This is a genomic window from Saccharibacillus sacchari DSM 19268, from assembly GCF_000585395.1.
Classification (GTDB): domain Bacteria; phylum Bacillota; class Bacilli; order Paenibacillales; family Paenibacillaceae; genus Saccharibacillus; species Saccharibacillus sacchari.
Map to the genome: position 1 here is coordinate 4,351,613 of NZ_KK073875.1, position 18,158 is coordinate 4,369,770.

21 protein-coding genes are annotated in these 18,158 nt (G+C 53.9%); all 21 read right to left on the reverse strand.

Annotated features, from left to right (window positions below):
* Positions 1 to 32: 32 nt before the first annotated feature.
* The 21 genes from SACSAC_RS18795 to ndk all read right to left on the reverse strand — a co-directional run bounded on the left by SACSAC_RS18795 (position 33) and on the right by ndk (position 18,040).
* The gene (locus tag SACSAC_RS18795) at positions 33 to 650 is read right to left on the reverse strand and encodes a hypothetical protein (protein ID WP_051507252.1); all 618 of its coding nucleotides are present in this window, start codon (positions 648 to 650) and stop codon (positions 33 to 35) included.
* Positions 640 to 1,245 (reverse strand): RNA polymerase sigma factor, encoded by a 606-nt coding sequence (locus SACSAC_RS18800; RefSeq protein WP_037289224.1) that lies wholly within the window; start codon positions 1,243 to 1,245, stop codon positions 640 to 642. Before SACSAC_RS18800 ends, SACSAC_RS18795 begins: the two co-directional genes overlap by 11 nt.
* Positions 1,246 to 1,452: 207 nt before the next feature.
* Positions 1,453 to 2,073 (reverse strand): immunity protein Imm33 domain-containing protein, encoded by a 621-nt coding sequence (locus tag SACSAC_RS18805; RefSeq protein WP_037289226.1) that lies wholly within the window; start codon positions 2,071 to 2,073, stop codon positions 1,453 to 1,455.
* Positions 2,074 to 2,092: 19 nt separating this feature from the next.
* The gene (locus SACSAC_RS18810; protein WP_037289230.1) at positions 2,093 to 2,536 is read right to left on the reverse strand and encodes a hypothetical protein; all 444 of its coding nucleotides are present in this window, start codon (positions 2,534 to 2,536) and stop codon (positions 2,093 to 2,095) included.
* Positions 2,537 to 2,579: 43 nt separating this feature from the next.
* Entirely contained in the window at positions 2,580 to 3,371 is a 792-nt protein-coding gene (locus tag SACSAC_RS18815; protein ID WP_037289233.1) for a metallophosphoesterase family protein, read from the reverse strand.
* A gap of 18 nt (positions 3,372 to 3,389) precedes the next feature.
* The gene (locus tag SACSAC_RS18820) at positions 3,390 to 3,704 is read right to left on the reverse strand and encodes a hypothetical protein (protein ID WP_051507253.1); all 315 of its coding nucleotides are present in this window, start codon (positions 3,702 to 3,704) and stop codon (positions 3,390 to 3,392) included.
* The gene (locus SACSAC_RS18825) at positions 3,701 to 4,426 is read right to left on the reverse strand and encodes a DUF4274 domain-containing protein (protein ID WP_037289236.1); all 726 of its coding nucleotides are present in this window, start codon (positions 4,424 to 4,426) and stop codon (positions 3,701 to 3,703) included. The genes SACSAC_RS18820 and SACSAC_RS18825 overlap by 4 nt, the downstream gene beginning before the upstream one ends.
* A gap of 280 nt (positions 4,427 to 4,706) precedes the next feature.
* Positions 4,707 to 5,399, reverse strand: coding sequence for a metallophosphoesterase family protein (locus SACSAC_RS18830; protein WP_037289238.1), 693 nt, complete (start codon positions 5,397 to 5,399; stop codon positions 4,707 to 4,709).
* A gap of 118 nt (positions 5,400 to 5,517) precedes the next feature.
* Positions 5,518 to 5,865: a hypothetical protein gene (locus SACSAC_RS18835; protein WP_051507254.1), complete on the reverse strand. Its 348-nt coding sequence runs from the start codon at positions 5,863 to 5,865 to the stop codon at positions 5,518 to 5,520.
* A 473-nt stretch (positions 5,866 to 6,338) separates the two neighbouring features.
* Positions 6,339 to 7,427, reverse strand: coding sequence for a prephenate dehydrogenase (locus tag SACSAC_RS18840; protein WP_037289240.1), 1,089 nt, complete (start codon positions 7,425 to 7,427; stop codon positions 6,339 to 6,341).
* Between the two features lie 85 nt (positions 7,428 to 7,512).
* Complete coding sequence (gene hisC, locus SACSAC_RS18845; RefSeq protein WP_037289241.1) at positions 7,513 to 8,610, reverse strand: histidinol-phosphate transaminase; 1,098 nt, start codon at positions 8,608 to 8,610, stop codon at positions 7,513 to 7,515.
* A 166-nt stretch (positions 8,611 to 8,776) separates the two neighbouring features.
* Complete coding sequence (gene trpA / locus SACSAC_RS18850; RefSeq protein WP_245608665.1) at positions 8,777 to 9,685, reverse strand: tryptophan synthase subunit alpha; 909 nt, start codon at positions 9,683 to 9,685, stop codon at positions 8,777 to 8,779.
* On the reverse strand, positions 9,682 to 10,884 hold the full coding sequence (gene trpB / locus SACSAC_RS18855; RefSeq protein ID WP_037293243.1) for a tryptophan synthase subunit beta: 1,203 nt from the start codon (positions 10,882 to 10,884) through the stop codon (positions 9,682 to 9,684). The genes trpA and trpB overlap by 4 nt, the downstream gene beginning before the upstream one ends.
* 5 nt (positions 10,885 to 10,889) lie before the next feature.
* On the reverse strand, positions 10,890 to 11,606 hold the full coding sequence (locus SACSAC_RS18860; RefSeq protein ID WP_037289243.1) for a phosphoribosylanthranilate isomerase: 717 nt from the start codon (positions 11,604 to 11,606) through the stop codon (positions 10,890 to 10,892).
* The gene (trpC, locus tag SACSAC_RS18865) at positions 11,603 to 12,421 is read right to left on the reverse strand and encodes an indole-3-glycerol phosphate synthase TrpC (RefSeq protein WP_037289245.1); all 819 of its coding nucleotides are present in this window, start codon (positions 12,419 to 12,421) and stop codon (positions 11,603 to 11,605) included. The genes SACSAC_RS18860 and trpC overlap by 4 nt, the downstream gene beginning before the upstream one ends.
* On the reverse strand, positions 12,411 to 13,487 hold the full coding sequence (gene trpD, locus SACSAC_RS18870; RefSeq protein WP_051507255.1) for an anthranilate phosphoribosyltransferase: 1,077 nt from the start codon (positions 13,485 to 13,487) through the stop codon (positions 12,411 to 12,413). The genes trpC and trpD overlap by 11 nt, the downstream gene beginning before the upstream one ends.
* Positions 13,488 to 13,924: 437 nt before the next feature.
* Positions 13,925 to 14,296, reverse strand: coding sequence for a chorismate mutase (gene aroH, locus SACSAC_RS18875; protein WP_037293248.1), 372 nt, complete (start codon positions 14,294 to 14,296; stop codon positions 13,925 to 13,927).
* Positions 14,296 to 15,411, reverse strand: coding sequence for a 3-dehydroquinate synthase (gene aroB, locus SACSAC_RS18880; RefSeq protein WP_037289248.1), 1,116 nt, complete (start codon positions 15,409 to 15,411; stop codon positions 14,296 to 14,298). The genes aroH and aroB overlap by 1 nt, the downstream gene beginning before the upstream one ends.
* A 1-nt stretch (position 15,412) precedes the next feature.
* On the reverse strand, positions 15,413 to 16,582 hold the full coding sequence (gene aroC, locus SACSAC_RS18885) for a chorismate synthase (protein WP_037289250.1): 1,170 nt from the start codon (positions 16,580 to 16,582) through the stop codon (positions 15,413 to 15,415).
* A gap of 199 nt (positions 16,583 to 16,781) precedes the next feature.
* Complete coding sequence (locus SACSAC_RS18890) at positions 16,782 to 17,606, reverse strand: CheR family methyltransferase (protein WP_037289252.1); 825 nt, start codon at positions 17,604 to 17,606, stop codon at positions 16,782 to 16,784.
* Complete coding sequence (ndk, locus tag SACSAC_RS18895) at positions 17,597 to 18,040, reverse strand: nucleoside-diphosphate kinase (RefSeq protein ID WP_037289254.1); 444 nt, start codon at positions 18,038 to 18,040, stop codon at positions 17,597 to 17,599. The genes SACSAC_RS18890 and ndk overlap by 10 nt, the downstream gene beginning before the upstream one ends.
* Positions 18,041 to 18,158: the final 118 nt, after the last annotated feature.

Below are 18,158 nucleotides of genomic sequence, written 5' to 3' on the forward strand. Positions count from 1 at the left end.
TCGCTCCAATCTTTGGTAAAAAGTAAATCGCTTTATTTTCGCATTGCAGCAATTCGGGTTAGCGATAACAGCGCGAGACCCATGCCTGTCAGTGACAGGAACATCCAATATTGGGGATGCGTCGGTCCGATTTGAGCGACCAGAGGCTCAATAATGCCGCGTCCCGACATTTGTTCGTCCGATTCGGTATCTGTAGATTCAGAAATACCGGCCTGCACAGTCAAAGGCTGAACAATCACTCCTGCCGGCACCTCTTGTGCTGCGCTGCGTTCGCGATCAGGCACGCCCCAACCTGCAAGGTAAATAAAACTGACAAGAAACACAGCCAGCAGCGCGGCAATCCATACGGCTGCACGGCTGCGGAATCGGTGCTGCGAAGCGTAAGTCTTGGCTTCTCCTGGAAGCAACCAAGGAGATTCCTCATAAATCCGATCCATGACGCCGCGGTTCATCCGTTCGGCATCCATCTCGGGCAAATCAAGAGAGGCTTCTTGCAGCAACTCGTCCAGATCAGGGAAATCATCCAGATCAAACGTCTCGCTGTGCCGATCTTCCGGCCGAAGCGGTCCGCCCTTTTTCTCGTCCGGGCGCTGCTCATGCGGATTCCAGCGCATGCCCGCCCGGTGTCCGCCATCCTCTCTACCCTTCATTCGGTCTCATCCCCTTGTAGATCTCCTCATCGTACACCGGGCCGTAATAATAGGGTTCCAACTGATTTTTGATACTGAGCCTTGCGCGGAACAACAAGGATTTGACGGAGCTGATGCTTTGCCCCAAAATACGCGCGATCTCCTGATAATCCATTTGATCGTATTCGCGTAAAATCAACGCAGCTCGTTGTTTCTCCGGCAAATTGTCAATCGCCGAGCGAACCATGCCGACCTGCTCGTTGCGAAGCAGCGCCTGTTCGGGTGCCGCATCCGTCGACGAATCGGTCACCAGCTCGCCGTCCTCAAGCGGGACATTGGTCGCCCGGTGTCTGCGAAGCTCGCTGAGCGCCGTATTTCTTGCAATCGTGTATAACCAGGTGGAAAAAGACGCCTCGACCTCGCGAAACGATTGGAGGCTTTTGAATGCTTTATAAAAAGTCTCGGAACTCACGTCTTCGGCAAGATGGCCAAGGCCCGCGCTCTTCAACATATAGTAGGTAAATGCCAGGATTTTGCGCTGATAGCGCCGCATGAGAACCGAGTAAAGTTCGACATTCCCTGCTTTAATTTCCCGAATCAACTCGGAATCTTCCATCGAAAACGCGCCCCTCCCTCGCTCGCCGCAAAAAATCTACAGCCCATTTTATCATTGTAACTTATCCACGTCATAGTGCCCGTATTTTATAAAAAAACCGGGTCGTCGACTCATAGACGGACAAAGTCTCGATAAAGTTGCAGCGATTGGCGAAATTTTTCTTTTTATTTTATATTCTTACCCGCTTTTCGCCCATGTATCGCCATTTTACAGCTTGGCTTTCCAAATATTCCGATCTTCCGCATCCAATACCGCTTCGACCTCGTCGCCGTCCAGAACCGCCACGCAGCCTTTCGGCAAAGCCAACACCTTCAGCAAGCCCGGGCGCAGATTGAATAATTGAAAAACATAATACAAACGCAGCTCGTCCTGCTCGACTTGCCCTTCGGCAGGTCCGAGATACCAACCGGAACGTCCGTCTTGCCGATGATCGGTTCGCTCCAGATAAACCCGCTCGGCATTGAGTGCTTTTTCCGATGCGATCAGCGTATCTTGGAACAAGCAAGCCTCTCCTGCCGTTCCGCTTTGTTTCAGTACATGATTCTGCGCCAACTGCACCGATAACGTCGCGGACAAATCATCGGTCGTGCGCGAAAACGGATCCGTCGCATAATCGGGAGCGAGAATTTGCACTTGATCTTCACCCGTCTCATGGACGAACAAAATGCTCCAACCGACCTGAATCTTCATTCCGTCTTCAAGAAACCCGGCATCCGCCTCGGTAGTCTCGAATAAATTCAACAGAAAATCGCCTTGCAGCTCCAAGCTTTCTTCACACTTTAAAGAGAACGTGCGAGAACCGATTTCTTTGGTCTTCGTGATCAGCATGATTCAGACGTCCCCCGGTTCAGTATGACTTTTGCTTACGAATACGTTCCTGCTCGCTCAAATACTCCTTATATCCCCAAAACGCTTCTTCGCGCCCGCCGCCTTCCAGCAATGTCGCGACCGCATACGACAATAATTCGACCCACTCGGCCATTTGTTGCAGTTCTTCATCGGTGATCAGCTCGTTGCTGCGCAGCATGCCGTTCGGCTCGATTGCCCATGCCCTCGCATACTGGCAAAGACTCCAAAAACACGACACGATCGTGCGATCGAGATTTTCTTTTTCCAACTCATCGCTCAGTACGTCCAGAATCTCCATCAGCTCATGAAAATTCGCTTCAATCAGCTTACCTCTATAAGGACGCAACATGCCGAGAAAACCTTGTTCCTCTTTTTCGTGTTCCAGATCGTCATGTACGAAAGCATGCATCTTCAACCGTTCAACGGCTTGTTCCTTATTCAAAACCAACCCTCCATGATGTGCAAATTCCGGTCATTCCTCTTCCTTACGCCTGCGTTAAAATAAAAGCCCGTCCGTCTGCATTCAGTACCTGCACTTGTCCGATCTCGGCTAAAGGCTGCTCCCAATGCACATGACCGCAGCAAACCAACGTATCCGAAGCCGATTCCAATTGCTTTCTAATCCCCGCATCGCCGCGCAGCCCAAGCGTAGGCTTATCCGGTCCTTGATGCAGCAGCAAAAGGTCAGGCTTACGCGCCAGCAATCTTTTCAATTCACGCAAAAAAAGTTCTTTCGGCATTCGATTGGGTCGGTCTGCTCGGCCCATAATGCCTCCAAGTCCCGCTATCCGCATGCCTGCTGCCTTTTGTATACCCGGATGTTCGAAAAACAAGACTTGCTCAAGCTGCTGCGGTTCGCCCGACGAAAATAAATCATGATTCCCCGCGACTCCGGCTACACTGCCGAACTGGCTGCTAAAAGCTCTCAAGACAGGCAAAGGATCACCGCTCGAACCCCGAACGTTCGGATCGGCATACAAATCTCCGCAGAGCAGGACCAGCACGCGCTGCGGATCAATCTTCGGAAACTCCAATTGGAGCAGCAAAGCAAGATGTTCGGCCAACTCCTCGCCGAGCAAACGCTCTTGCCCGATTGCGCTTGCTTGACAGGTTCCCTGCAAGTCGGACGTCACGATCAAAGCCTCCCACTGAGCAGGCAGGCCTTCCACTTTTCCGCTATGTACAGGCAGCTCGATGTGCTCAATCCCGCCTCCCGATGCCGCCGACAGATAAGGTACCGCATCCAGGGGCTCCGGGTCAAGTTTGACGATACGCATCAAGCTCCTCCTTTTGATTTAAAACGGCTTTTGTCCTTTGAAAGGGGCAAACCGTGCCGGATCGGCTCCACGCGAGCAAAGGTAATGCAGCGCTTGATCGAAGTCGTCGAAGGTCAGCAGCTCTTCTTCCGCGCAGTCCTCGACAATATGCACGTCTTGCGGATCGACGGCAAAAAAATAAGCTTGGTAACTCCCGTCTTTTTTTCGCATCGCATACTGGATAAATTCTTGCTTTTCAGGAGCGTTCGGCTTCGGCCGTATACATTCGTACCCGCGCGTCCGTCCACGCTCCACGGCTTTTTTCCAGACCAACTCTTCGTTCTGGTGGCTCAACGGTCAAGCTCCGACATGGAGGCTTGCAGTCTTGAACGCAAATTCTCCGCCAGTTTACGGAATGCTGTTCGTTCTTCATCGTCCGCATACTCTTCCTTACGCAGCTCCAACCAGTAGTCGCCGTCGGCCAGATCATACATATCGAGCAGCGTAATCTCTGCGCAGGCCGGGCTTTCCATTGCCGCGAACATCAGTTCAGGACCGTCATCCCAATTATATCCGTTCACGAAAGCATGCAGCAAAACTGCCGAGTCCAGATTGCGCACGGCCTCCAAAGCCTTTTCGCGGTCTTCTTCGTGCAGGAGCGCATCCACCTTCTGCTGCTCCTCGGCGTTCAACGTCAATCGGATCGCGCCGCGGGTCTCCATAAGCAGATCCGCTACCGCGCGGTCTCCGCGGGAAGCGGCGGCATTCCAAGGCGTTGCCCGAATCCCGCGCGGAGAGTCGATCTGAGCCCCGTATTTCAGCAGCAGCTTAACCGCTCCTTCTTGTTGGAATTTGATTGCCTTAAGCAGCGCCGTTTCGCCCATCTTATCCGTGACTTCGATCTCGGCGCCTTTTTCCAACAAAATCTCGACTGCCTCCGTCGGCAGCTTATACGTCATGAATAGCATCAAAGGGGTCCGTCCCCTCGCATCCCGCTCGTTGACATCCAGTTCTCCGGCAGCGGTTCGTACCGCGTGCACGTTTTTGGTTCTTGCAATTTCCGCCCAGTTCGTCATCTTTCGGCTCCTTTGCAGCTTACTTCTACCCAAGGCGCCCTAGCGCATGTTTTCAAACCTGCCAATGTGCATCTTTTGCCGCCTTTTCGCCCTCCACAGCGTCACTTTCCCTTGACGTGCCCCGGCACGACTGCGGAAAAGTTCCTTGTTGAGAACGAAAATTCGGCAAATCTGCTTCCACCGAGGTTTGAAGACACGCCCTAGCGCCGTTATCATTCCTTATCCTACAGTATCCTATGCGCGTGCTTGCAGTTCAAGTCGAAATGAAAGGTTCATGCTATCAGATGCGAATCAGATCACGATAAATCAGCCGCTGCGCTCCGGGAAGTTCCAGATCCGCATGATAATGACCGAATAACCACTGCTTGAAAGAAAGACGCTGCTCAATGGTTTGAAAATAATCGTGCATGGCATCCGGTTGAACTTCCGTACCCCGTTCTGCCGAGATCCACTGCCAGGCAGAGCGCGAACACGTATGCGTCAACACTGTATCCACCTTCCAGTCACAACGATCCAGATTACGCAGCCCTTCCGCATACTCCGCCTCGGACGGCATCTCTTCAGCCCACCAGGATATCCCTTCCTTGCGGTGTTCCCGATCATGCGAAGCCGCGCCGCCGAAAGTAAAGATGCGTTTTCCGTCCAGTTCAAAAACTTGTCCGCGCATCAGATGCAGCACACTGTCATTGATTCGGCGCACTTTGCCCCCATTCCATCGTTGTTCGGGAAACGTAGCGAGCAGATCGAAGTTCTCATGATTTCCGTCGATAAAAAGCGTCGTAAACGGCTTCGTCTGATCCAGCCACTTCAACCAAAACCGATCTTCGGCATCCAGGTTCCAAATCAGACCGAAGTCGCCTGCAACGATTACATAGTCTTCCTTAGTCATCTGTTTTTGCTGCGGAAAATTCCGGGTATTCAACCGCTTACCTATCTTCTCCGCTCCATGCACGTCCCCCGTCACCCAGATCATGCCGTCCCTCCGCCCTTGCTTGATCCCTATCTCTCCAGTATACCTCTTTTGCTGATCAAAACAAAAAGCGAAGGATCGGCGTCCGCCATTCTTCGCTTCTGATTTCATCAGTAGATATTCAACTCCATGTCTTGAGATCCATATACGCTTCTAACTGTTCAACCAGTAATCGACGTTCCTCGAATTGCTGTTCATCCACGAAATGCGCTTCCAGCACTCCGTTACCCTTTTTTTCGAACTTAAGCCTATATCGCTGCAGCACATAACACCCCGACGGATCTCCCTCCGGTTCCCATCTCACATACAACTCGTAGCCGAGATGCCGGTGAAGCACGCTCAGCAAAATCGAACCGTAGAACCAATCCATCGTCTCCGGCGACGGATCGATTTCTCTCAGCTCGTTGACCTCCACCCTCCATCCGCTCGGAATCCGAAGCGGCTGAAGCGCCACCCGATCTTTCTCCATTCAATCTTCTCCTTATCTCCGGTCAAACTTTCTCGCATCTGCATCCCGATCTCCAAATAACCGCGTCTGTCCTCTTCTATTTTACACATTTACACAAAAAAAGGCCGCTCACTGTGAGCGGCCCGCACACCATTTCGAAGTGTGCTAAGAGTTATAGGAGTGGAGAGAAACCATACTGTACGTTTATTATATGTATACGCTTCCAAAATGTCAACGCTTTCTTTTCCTTTTTTGTTCATAAAAATAAAAAACCATTTCCGTCATCCTACATCGACGGAAATGGCTTTTGAAATTCTATTCAAGCGAAGCGCTAGGCGGAGGGAGAAGTTCAGCGAAAGACGCCTTTGAGCGCGGAAAGCTGTAAGCTGACGCCTTTGAGCGCGGAAAGCTGTAAGCTTTCTGCGCGAGACAGCGTCTTGAGCGAACTTCTCCCTCCGCCCGCCCAGCTTCAGCCAACGAATAGGACTTCAACCTCAGACATACACGTCGAACTCCAACCCCTCCAACGCTTCTTTCCCCCGGTTCATATTCATCTCATCCCGGAATGAAAGCCGCATCAGTCCCGGCACGTCCTCGCGACTCTCGATAATCTGCAAGTTGCTCAAGTTGATTCCGCGCGAGCCGAGTTCGGTCGTGATCCGTCCGATAATGCCCGGATGGTCAGGGACGTCGAGGTAAAGGTCATACGTTTTGGCGATGACGCCTTTGCGGCGTTCCGGCAATTCGTTGCGGAAATCGCCGGCATCCCGGAAGCGTGCCGAGATGCCTTCGCCGTCTTCCCGCTCCAATTGATCGATAAAGCCTTCTACCTGCTGATTCCAGTCGCGTAGAAGCTTTAAAAGATTGAAGCGGTTGTTCAGTAAAATGTCGCGCCATACGACGGGGTCGCTGGACGCGATCCGCGTGATATCACGGAAACCTCCGGCAGCAAGCGTTCGATACAAAGAATTGCTTTCATGGTAGCCGCTGATCTGATTCACCAACGCCACGGCAATAATATGCGGCAGATGGCTGATTGCCCCGACGATTTCGTCATGCTGGCTCGGTTCCATGCAGATGACTTTGGCACGGGTCAATGCCAGCAGCTTCGTCAACGCTTCGGTCGCTGCCGCATCGGTGTCCGGCTCCGGCGTCAACACGTAATACGCGTTTTCGAACAGAAGCGAAGTCGCCGCCTGCACGCCCGAGCGCTCCGAGCCTGCCATCGGGTGCCCGCCGATAAAGCAGGCGTCCCCCCAGTCCAACTCTCTCGCCCGCGTCGCGATCGAAGCTTTGGTGCTGCCTACATCCGTGACGATGCAGCCTTTTTTCAATGGCAACGCATTGATTTGTTCCAAATAGGTCTCCAGCAGCCCGACAGGCGTGGACAGAAAAATAAAGTCGGCATCGTGTACCGCTTCTTCCAACGACAGGGTCGCGGAGTCCACGACTCCGCGCTCCACGCTCAGATCGGCCAGATCCTGCCGGTGGGAAAATCCGACGATCTGGACGTTCGGCTTCCCGCGGAAGCACAAGGCCAGCGAGCCGCCGATCAGCCCGACGCCGATCACAGCAATTTTCATAAGAGGTCAGCCTCGCTTCGTTAAGGTTCTTGCAGGAAAGCGTCCTGGTAACTTGACCAAGTTAAATATAAGGTTGGTCAAGCTGCTAGACGTTCGCTTCCTGCCCGTTCAATGCTTCTTCGAACGTCCGGATGAAAATCTCGTTCTCTCTCGGAGAACCTACAGTCACCCGCAGATACGTCGGATAAAGCTTGAACCCTGCACGTGCGATTACCCCTTTTTGCAGCATGCGTTGGAACAGTTCCACAGCCGATTGTTTCGTATCGACCATGATGAAGTTGCCGTTTGCCGGGAAATGAACGAGTCCCAGACGGTCGAATTCGCTTTGCAGGTACTTGATTCCTTCGGTATTCTTTTCGCGGCAAGATTGTACGAATTCCTGATCCGCCAATGCTGCTTTGGCCGCCGCTTGAGCGATGCGCGTCGTATTGAACGGCTCGCGTACCTGATTGATCGAACGGATCACGGAAGCTTGTCCCACGCCGTAGCCGATCCGCAGCGCGGCAAGACCGTAAATTTTGGAGAAAGTACGCAGAACGACCACGTTAGCGTAATCCGCCAGCAATTGCGTGCCGTCCGGGTATTCGCTGTCGGTCACGTATTCGAAATAAGCTTCGTCCAGCACGACCATCACGGAAGAAGGAAGTCGGTCCAGGAAGCTTTTCAATTCGTCTTTGCTGACGATGGTACCGGTCGGATTGTTCGGATTGCAGATCCATACGATCTTGGTCCGGTCCGTTACGGCAGCCAGCATGGCATCGAGATCGTGTTTGCCGCCTTGCAGCGGAATCTCGATGCTCGTTGCTTTCTCGATATCTGCATTGCTTTTATATACGGAAAAAGTAGCATCCGCCATGATATTCTCGTCGCCTTCCGACAGGAACGCACGAGCAATCAAGGCAATGATTTCATCCGATCCGCAGCCGAAAATAATCTGGTCGGAGTTAACGGACAGATGCTCGGCAAGTGCCGCCGTCAGTTCGACCGCGCCGCCGTCCGGGTACAAGTTGAATTTAGTCAATTCTTCTTCGATTGCCGCTTTGACGCGAGGGGAAAATCCGTAAGGATTTTCGTTGGAAGCCAACTTCACGACTTCGCTGAGTCCGTATTCTTTTTGAACTTCTTCGATCGGTTTACCGGGCTGATAGACCGGGAGGTCGACAATGTGTGCTTTAGGCTGCATGGATATTCCCCTACTTTCCTGATTTGGCGTGTTGCAGTGCGACAGTGTCGGGCTGCAAACAGACGCAAAAAGTATATGCTTAGAGCGAAACAAGGAAGGTCCGCGAAAAAGCAGGCAAAGCGCACGCCCGATTCTTCGCTTCGTTCCTTGATTTCGACTTGCGCAATTATACCTTTAATTCTGCCACAAATTTGCGAATTTGCAAGAGTGCATCTTCGCGCTTGTCCGCATTCATCAGATCGGGGATCAACGATTCGATCGTGCGAACGATCGCGCTGCCTACGACAACGCCGTCGCACAGCTCCGAGAACCGCTCGACCTGCTCCCGGCTGGAGATGCCGAATCCGACCGCCACCGGTAATTCCGTGCGGGTTTTCACGTCGCGGATAAAGGCATCCACACCCTCGTGGAACGAAGCCCTCTCTCCGGTAACACCGAGCGAGGAGACGCAATACACGAAGCCGCGGCCATTGTTCAGGATACGCTCGATACGCTCGCTGGACGTCGGCGCAACCAGCGGGATCAAAGCAATTCCGGCTTGATCCGCCCGTTCCAGCAATTCGCCCGATTCTTCGTAAGGAACGTCCGGAATGATCAGGCCGCTGATGCCGTGCGCGGAAGCCTGATCAAAAAATTCGTTCAATCCCATTTGCAGCACGGGATTATAGTAGGTGAATAGCACGAACGGCATTTTCACGCCGCGCTCTCTCGACTTTTTGGCGACATCCAGACAAGTGCGCACGGTAATCAACTGCTGCAACGCTCGAGAAGAAGCCCGCTGAATGACCGGTCCGTCCGCAAGCGGATCGGAGTAGGGAACGCCTAACTCCAGAATATCCGCTCCCGCGTCTTCCAGGCGCTCAATGATCTCAAGCGTGGTCTCGATGTCGGGATCGCCTACCGTGAGAAAAGGAATCAGCGCCGTACCGCCCTGCTCGCCGATGCGACGGAACGTTTCACCGATCAGGTTGGGACGCGCATCGCCCGGAGCCGCGAACGAAGCGCTTGTCGACAGTCCTCCTTCGGCCGCTGGATGCATCATGATCCGACGTACGGCATTCGATTGGATGTTCATTGCGCGTTCCCTCCTTCGTTTTCATAAGCCATGATCGATTCGACGTCCTTATCGCCGCGACCGGACAGACACACGATCAGCAGTTTGTCTTTGCCCAACTCCGGCGCGATTTTGCCTGCTTGCGCCAGTGCATGAGCCGATTCCAGCGCCGGGATGATCCCTTCTGTCCGGCACAGAAGCTTCAGTGCGTCCAGTGCTTCGTCGTCGGTAATCGGTACGTATTTCGCGCGTCCGGTATCTTTCAGATAGGAATGCTCCGGTCCCACGCCCGGGTAATCGAGTCCCGCCGAGATCGAATGCGCAGGCTGAACCTGACCGTAATCGTCTTGCAGCAGATAGCTCATCGACCCCTGGAACACGCCTTTCGTGCCCAATGTCATCGTAGCCGCATGCAGCGGAGTATCGATGCCTTTGCCTGCGGCTTCGACGCCGACGAATTCGACTTCCTGATCGCGAACGAACGGATAAAACATGCCTATTGCGTTACTCCCTCCGCCGACTGCCGCCACGATCGTATCAGGGAGGCGACCTTCGCTTTCGAGAATTTGGCGCCGGGTTTCGTCTCCGATGACGCGTTGGAAGTTACGCACGATCAGCGGGTACGGATGCGGACCGACAGCCGAACCCAAAATGTAAAAGGTATCGCTCACATGGCTGACCCAGTAGCGCAGCGCTTCGTTTCCTGCGTCTTTCAGCGTCTTCGTTCCCGATACGACCGGTACGACTTCCGCGCCGAGCAGCCGCATGCGGAACACGTTCAACTGCTGACGCTGCATGTCTTCTTCGCCCATGAATACTTTGCATTCCAGGCCGAACAATGCCGCTACGGTCGCTGTTGCTACGCCGTGTTGGCCTGCGCCTGTTTCGGCAATGACTTTCTTTTTCCCCATGCGTACCGCAAGCAGGCCTTGTCCCAGCGCGTTATTAATTTTGTGCGCACCGGTATGGTTCAGGTCTTCCCTCTTGAGATAAATCTTCGCGCCGCCGAAATGTTCCGTGAGACGCTTGGCGTAGTACAGCGGTGTCTCGCGTCCCGAATACTGCTTCAACAGCTCGTTCAACTCGGCATTGAAGTCCTCGTCGGCCGAGTATTTCAGATAGGATTCTTCGAGTTCAATTAAAGCATTCATCAACGTCTCGGGCACGAAACGCCCTCCAAAATCACCATAACGTCCTTTTGCATCCGGTACTTGTTGAATCATGATCAAACCGCCCTCTCTACGAATGTAGTCATTTTCTCAAGATCTTTATGTCCGTCCGTCTCGACACCGCTGGAAACATCGATGCCGTCCGGTTTGTAGTCTGCAATAAGCTGTTGCACGTTTTCCGGCGCCAATCCGCCGGCTACGAATAATTGTAAACCATTTCGCCGCGCGGCGCTTCGATACAGCGGAATGATCTCCCAATTGAACGTCCGACCCGAGCCGCCTCCGTACAGCGGGTCATGGGTATCGATGAGCAGCACGTCGACCGTGCCCGCGTAGTCGGCAGCGATGCGTTCCGCTCGTTCGGAATGACTCTCTTCGCGATCGTCCCCGCCGATCGGCACGGCTTTGAATACGGGAATGCCGAATCGGTCTCGCGCTTGTTTGCACAGCTCCGGACTTTCTTGTCCGTGCAACTGGATCACATCCAGGCGAACGTTCGATAATATCTGTTGAAGCTCTTCCAGAGTCGGATTGACGAACACGCCCGCGACGCGAGGACGAAACGTTGTATCGGCTTGCGCTTCAAACGATTCATGCCAAGCATGCAGCTCTTGAATCAGTTCAGCCGCTTGCTGCATATTCACCTGCCGCTTGCTGGGAGCAAATACTAGGCCGATATAATCGACCTGCAATTCAGCCGCTTTTTTCAACGCTTCCGGTGTTCGTATCCCGCAAATTTTGATTTGGGGACGCTTGTTTTCTTGATCGGTCATCGCGCCGCTCCGTTATCGATCGGCGAAGACGGAACTCCCATCACTTCGGTCACGGCTTCGCCGATATCAGGACGCCGCATAAACGTCTCACCGATCAGCACTCCCTTAGCGCCGTTGGAACCGACATAAGCGATATCTTCTGCTGTACGAATTGCGCTTTCGCTAATGAGCAGCGCTTGATCGGGAATGGAAGCCGCGAGTTCTGCGGTCACGGTCAAGCTGGTCTCGAACGTATGCAGATTGCGATTATTCACTCCGATCAACCCTCGATCCGTCACTTCCAACACCCGCTCCAACTCTTCGGCGTTATGGACTTCGATCAGCGTATCCAACCCGATGGACTCGGCCGTTGCCTTTAGTTCGCGCAAACGCTCTGTCGGCAGAATCGCCGCAATCAACAATACAGCGTCAGCTCCGATCAGACGCGCCTCGTAAATTTGCAATTCGTCGATCACGAAATCTTTGCGCAGCAGCGGCAGCTTGACGGCTTCGCGAATTTGCGTCAAATATGCTGCGCTGCCCTGAAAATAATCGACATCGGTCAGTATAGACAAGCAATCCGCACCCGCAGCTTCATAGGCTTGAGCCAGTTCGACCGGATTAAAGTCTTCCCGAATCAATCCTTTGGACGGCGAAGCTTTTTTCACTTCGGCAATCAATGCCATTCCGGTCCGTTTCGGGCTGCGCAGCGCAGTTTCGAATCCACGTGTCGGCGGCATCGCCGCAATACGTTGCTTGGCCTCTGAAATATCCAGTGTTTCTTTTAAACGTTGCACTTCGCTTTTTTTAGTGTCTACGATTCGATCAAGATACATATCCGCATTCCTCCGTTGTCTGGATAAGCTGTTCCAACTTGCTGAGGGCCTGCCCCGAGTCCACGATGTCTGCCGCCTTGCGTACGCCTTCTGCCAAATCCTGCGCGGCCCCGGCTGTGTAGATGCAGGCTCCGGCGTTTGCCAGTACGATGTCGCGCCGTGCCCCGCGTTCGCCCGACAGCACGCCGCGGACGATACGTGCATTATCCGCAGCATCTCCGCCAAGGATGCTCTCAAGCGAATGGCGTTCAAGTCCCAGTTCTTCAGGCGTGATCTCGTATGTGTGCACAGCGCCGTTTTTCAATTCCGATACCCGAGTCGGGCCGGAAACGCTGATTTCGTCCAATCCGTCCAGTCCGGCCACGACCATCGCGCGCTTTGCGCCAAGGTTGCCGAGTACGGAAGCAATTTGCCCGGTTCGGCTCGCGTCGTACAATCCGAGCAATTGCCGATCTGCGCCTGCCGGATTAGTCAGCGGTCCCAGCAGGTTGAACACGGTACGTACGCCCAACTCCCGGCGAGGAGCAGCGGCATGCTTCATGGAAGGATGATACGTCTGAGCGAACAAAAAGCAAATACCGATCCGATCCAAACATTCGGCCGCTTGAGTACCGTTAATTCCGATATTGACGCCGAGTGCTTCCAGCACATCCGCGCTGCCGGCGCGCCCGCTTGCGGAACGATTGCCGTGTTTGGCGACGCGGACGGAAGCCGATGCGGCGATCAAAGCCGATGCCGTCGAGATATTGAATTTATGAATGCCGGAGCCTCCAGTGCCGCATGTATCCAGCAGATGCTCGCGCGCAGTTCCGACTGTTCCCGCAAAGCTTCTCATGGTTTCGGCAAATCCGGTAATTTCCTCAACCGTTTCGCCTTTCATCCGCAAAGCCAGCAGGAATCCCCCGATCTGTGCCGGCGTTGCGGCTCCGGTCATGATCCCTTCCATGGCGGCCCTTGCCTGCTCCCGGCTAAGCGAGATTTCTTCGGAAACCAATGCCAGCGCGTCCTTGACACTGAACGTAGACTGGATCGAGTTTGTTGTATAGATCTGCGAGGATGGTTGCATATCAGGTTCTCTCCTTCAAGTTGGATTGAGCTTGAGTACCTAAGGGCCTTCCCCGGAATCCCGCTTCCCTCGCCGCGAAGAAGTTATAAAAAAGACCTCCGCTTCGCAGCAGAGGTCTTCGGTGCGAACAAGGGAACTGCCGCTTGGCAGCATACCGGGTTCGGACTCCGACGGATCGCATTCGTTGATGCATAGCTCAAAAAAATCCGCGGCCCCAGCCTTCGAATTCCTTGCCTATACGCTAACTCTGCTCAGCCTGACTCTGCTCTGTCTTGCGGCTTATGCCGCATCGGTCCCTATGGACCTCACGATTCTGCATGCCCACCCAAAAACACTCCTGTTTTCGGCGCGGTCATGTGAATCCTTCATGTTGTTCCCTACTATACCCGATCATCAATCGGATAGCAAGCGTGCCTGCCTAATCCGGCTTTAAACCTTTACTTTTGACCGGCAAGATCCGGACGCAGCACGGTAGCTCCCTGTTGATACACATGCCGAATGTCGCGCTGGCTCTTCTCCGTGTTCACCTGAATCATCAGTCGGATACAGCGCGGCAAGCTGCCTTCGACAGGAACTTCCAACGCACACATGAGGGGAACAAAATCCCAGCCTGCGCGTTTACGCACTGCCACCGCCGGAAAAGCGGCATCCAGATCGTGCGTGACGGTGATCCAGACATTGCTGACCGTCTCCGGATCGATTGCGTTTCGCTCGATCATCTCCGCAACCAATGCTTCGGTCGCGGCGTAAATTTCGTCACGATCGTTATGTTCGACGGTCGTCGCTCCGCGAATGCCTCGATTGTAGATCACGATGATTCCTCCTTTTCCTTCAACCGTTCGATGATATCCCGAACAGCGTCCGCTTCAACGTCGTCCGCGATTTCCACGCGGCCGATCTCGGTCGGCACGATATACACCATTTTGCCTTCCCTGAACTTCTTGTCGCGCTGCATGGCGGACATGAGCGCTTCCGTATCCATGTCGTCCGGCAGCGTAACCGGAAGTTCAAGCGCTCGCAGCATTAACATCGTCTCGCCGTACAGTCCGGTTTCCCCGCCGCGTTCTTCGCCCAACAGAGCTGCGGCGACCATTCCGACCGCGATCGCTTCGCCGTGCAGGAAGCGTCCGTATCCCGCTACGGCTTCAATCGCGTGGCCCAGCGTATGTCCGAGATTCAGGATCGCCCGCAGGTCGTTTTCCCGTTCATCCCGCGACACGATCTGCGCTTTGATCGCGCAGCCTTTTTCCAACCCGTAAATCAAAGCTTCCGAATCGAGTGCCAGCAGGCGAGGCGCATTGTCGTGGCACCATTCGGCGAACTGCCGGTCCCAAATCAGTCCGTGCTTGACCATCTCCGCAAGGCCCGCGCGCACTTCTCGGATCGGCAAAGTGGACAGCGTATCAACATCATAAAGCACTAATTCCGGCTGATGGAATACGCCGATCATATTTTTGGCAAGGGGATGGTTAACCGCTACCTTGCCGCCTACGCTGCTGTCATGCGCCAAAATGGTCGTCGGCACCTGAATAAAGCGAATGCCGCGCATATATGTGCCCGCCACATAACCGGCCAAGTCGCCGACCACGCCGCCGCCGAGTGCCAGAACGGCCGAAGAACGGTCTAATCCTGCCTCGATTGCCTGCGTAATCAGATCGTTGTAGACGGACAGCGATTTGGTTGCCTCACCCGCCGGAACGATCGCACTGACGACGCGATAACCGCCGTTTTCCAAAGCAGACTCCAGCTTCTTCAGATAAAGAGGAGCCACGTTGTCGTCGGTCACGATCATCAGCGGACTTTTATCGGGTACGCCAGCTTCGCGTAGATACTCCGCCGCACGATCCAGCAATCCGCCGCCGATCACGATCGGATACGAACGCTCGCCCAATTCAACAGTTAGCGTTGTCGTCGCCGTACCCATATTAGTAGTTCTCCAATTGACGCTTATAGTTGTCGTAGTTGGCTTTGATCTCCTCCATGGAGTCGCCGCCGAATTTCTCCAGGAATGCTTTGGCCACTTCCCAAGCGACAACGCTCTCCATTACGACGCTTGCTGCCGGCACGGCACAAGCATCGGAACGTTCCACCTGCGCGTTGAACGGTTCGCGAGTGTCGATGTCCACGCTGCGCAGCGGTTTGTACAGGGTAGGGATCGGCTTCATCACGCCGCGCACGACGATCGGCATACCGTTAGTCATACCGCCTTCGAAGCCGCCGAGGCGGTTAGTAGCGCGGGTGTAGCCCGTTTCTTCGTTGTACAAAATTTCGTCGTGGACCTGCGAGCCGCGAAGCTGACCGGCTTCGAAGCCGATGCCGATCTCGACGCCTTTGAAAGCATTGATCGACATCACCGCTTGCGCGATGCGTCCGTCAAGCTTGCGGTCGTACTGCACGTGGCTGCCCAGACCTACAGGCAGACCTTCGACGATACATTGCACCACGCCGCCTACGGAGTCGCCTTCTTTTTTGATCAAGTCGATGTAAGCTTCCATCTTCTTCTCGGTTTCTTCGTCCACGACGCGCACCGAAGAGGCTTCCGTACGTTCGACCAGCTCGTCCAAAGGCAGGTTGTTAACCGGAGCTTCGATCTCGCCGATCCGCAGCACCTGGCCGCCGATGCGAATGCCGAACGCTTCAAGAAGCTGGCGGGCAAGAGCGCCGACAGCGACGCGAACCGCCGTCTCGCGGGCACTGGAGCGTTCCAGTACGTTGCGAAGATCCTTGAGATCGTATTTCAATCCGCCGTTAAGGTCGGCATGACCGGGGCGCGGGCGGTGTACGCGGCGCTTCTCTTCATCCGTGCCTTCGATCGGCTCGATGTTCATGATTTTGGTCCAATGTTTCCAGTCGTTGTTGGCAACGATCAGCGCGATCGGCGCGCCGGTCGTTTGCCCGTGGCGAACGCCGCCCGCGATATCCGCCGTATCCCGTTCGATCTGCATGCGCCGGCCGCGGCCGTATCCTTTTTGTCTGCGCAGCAGTTGGAAGTTCAAAGCTTCAAAATCGATACGCAGATTACTCGGCATCCCCTCTACGATCGCGGTCAACTGCGGTCCGTGGGTCTCCCCCGCGGTCAAGTAACGTAAACTCATGATGCGTTCCCCCTTTAAACTTTTAAACTGTAAACGGCTAAAATCCGTAAATGTCTTTGCCCATTATAACACCTGCCTGCTACTTGTCCAAGCCGCCTTTACATTTTGCGTCAGCTGTTCTTTTGAACGACAAAAAGCCGTCGTGCCCGCTAGCTAGCGGGCACGACGGCTTTGCGGGACATTTTTTAAAAATATCCCTTTAAAGTTTTTTGTAGAAGAAGGTGTCGCACGGCTCAAGTCCGTATTGCCCCGGAGAGAAAATCTGCTCGGTGCTGCCCACGAACAATACGCCGCCTTTACGCAAGCTTGCCGAAAATTTGTGATACAATGCCGACTTTGCTTCTTCCGTGAAGTAGATCATGACATTGCGGCAAACGATCAGATCGTAACCGTCGTCGAACTTGTCCGTTAGCAGATTGAGCTTGTGGAAGTTGACGGCGCGTTTCAGCTTATCGTCTACTTTGTACATCAGGCCTTCGGCTTTAAAGTACTTTTCGGCCACCTTCGGAGGGACGTCTTTCAGCGAACGCTCCAGATATTGTCCTTGCTTGGCTTTCGCCAACGCGCCTTCGTCCAAATCGGCCGCATTCAGCTTGGAATCGCCAAGAATGCCGTGACCGTCCAGAATCATCGCCAGCGTGTACGGTTCTTCGCCTGTCGAACAAGCTGCGCTCCATACTTTAAGACCTTTTTTGCCGCCTGCGCGAAGCTCCGGAATAATCGTGTCGCGCAGCACTTCCCAACGGTTCGGGTTACGCCAGAATTCGGAGACGTTGATCGTCATCCGATCCAGGAACTCGAAGAACAGGTTCTTGTCCTTCTTCATCGCTTCAAAAAACTCCGCAAACGTATTGTAGCCATGCTTACTGCGCAATGTCGTCAACCGACGCTTCATCTGTGCTTCTTTGTATTGAGACAGGTCAATTCCCGTACTTGCGTTTACGCTTTTGATAAACCCCGTGTAGTCCGGGTCGCTGCCCGGTGCCGATGCTTCTTCGCGTCCTGCTCCTCTGATTAGATCCACCTTGCCACCGCCTTGTCGTAATCAAGCTGTTCCGCTTCGGTGAAGAAATTAGCGATCTCCCGAGCCGCGCTTTCCGGGCCATCCGATCCGTGAATCAGATTGAACGGCGTATGTGCCGCAAAATCTCCGCGAATCGTTCCCGGCAGTGCTTCCGTCACTTTGGTCTTGCCCATGACGATTCGGGACAGCGCGATCACGTCGTCGCCTTCCCATACCATCGCGAATACCGGACCGGACGTGATAAATTCAACCAGTTCCCCGAAAAACGGCTTGCCTTCATGCTCCGCATAATGGCGTTTGGCCTGTTCTTCCGAGATTTGCATAAATTTCCCGGCAACCAACTTGAATCCTTTATCTTCAAATCGGCTGACGATTCGTCCAACCAGTCCACGTTGTACTCCATCGGGTTTGACCATCAAAAAAGTGCGTTCCATCGGTAATCTCCCACTTTCGGCTATGATTTATTATCGGCTAAGACGCTTGCTTTTTAATAGAGTTATACGTTTTGGTGCGATAATCCTGCTTAATATGCGAAAAAAGGGAGATTCATTG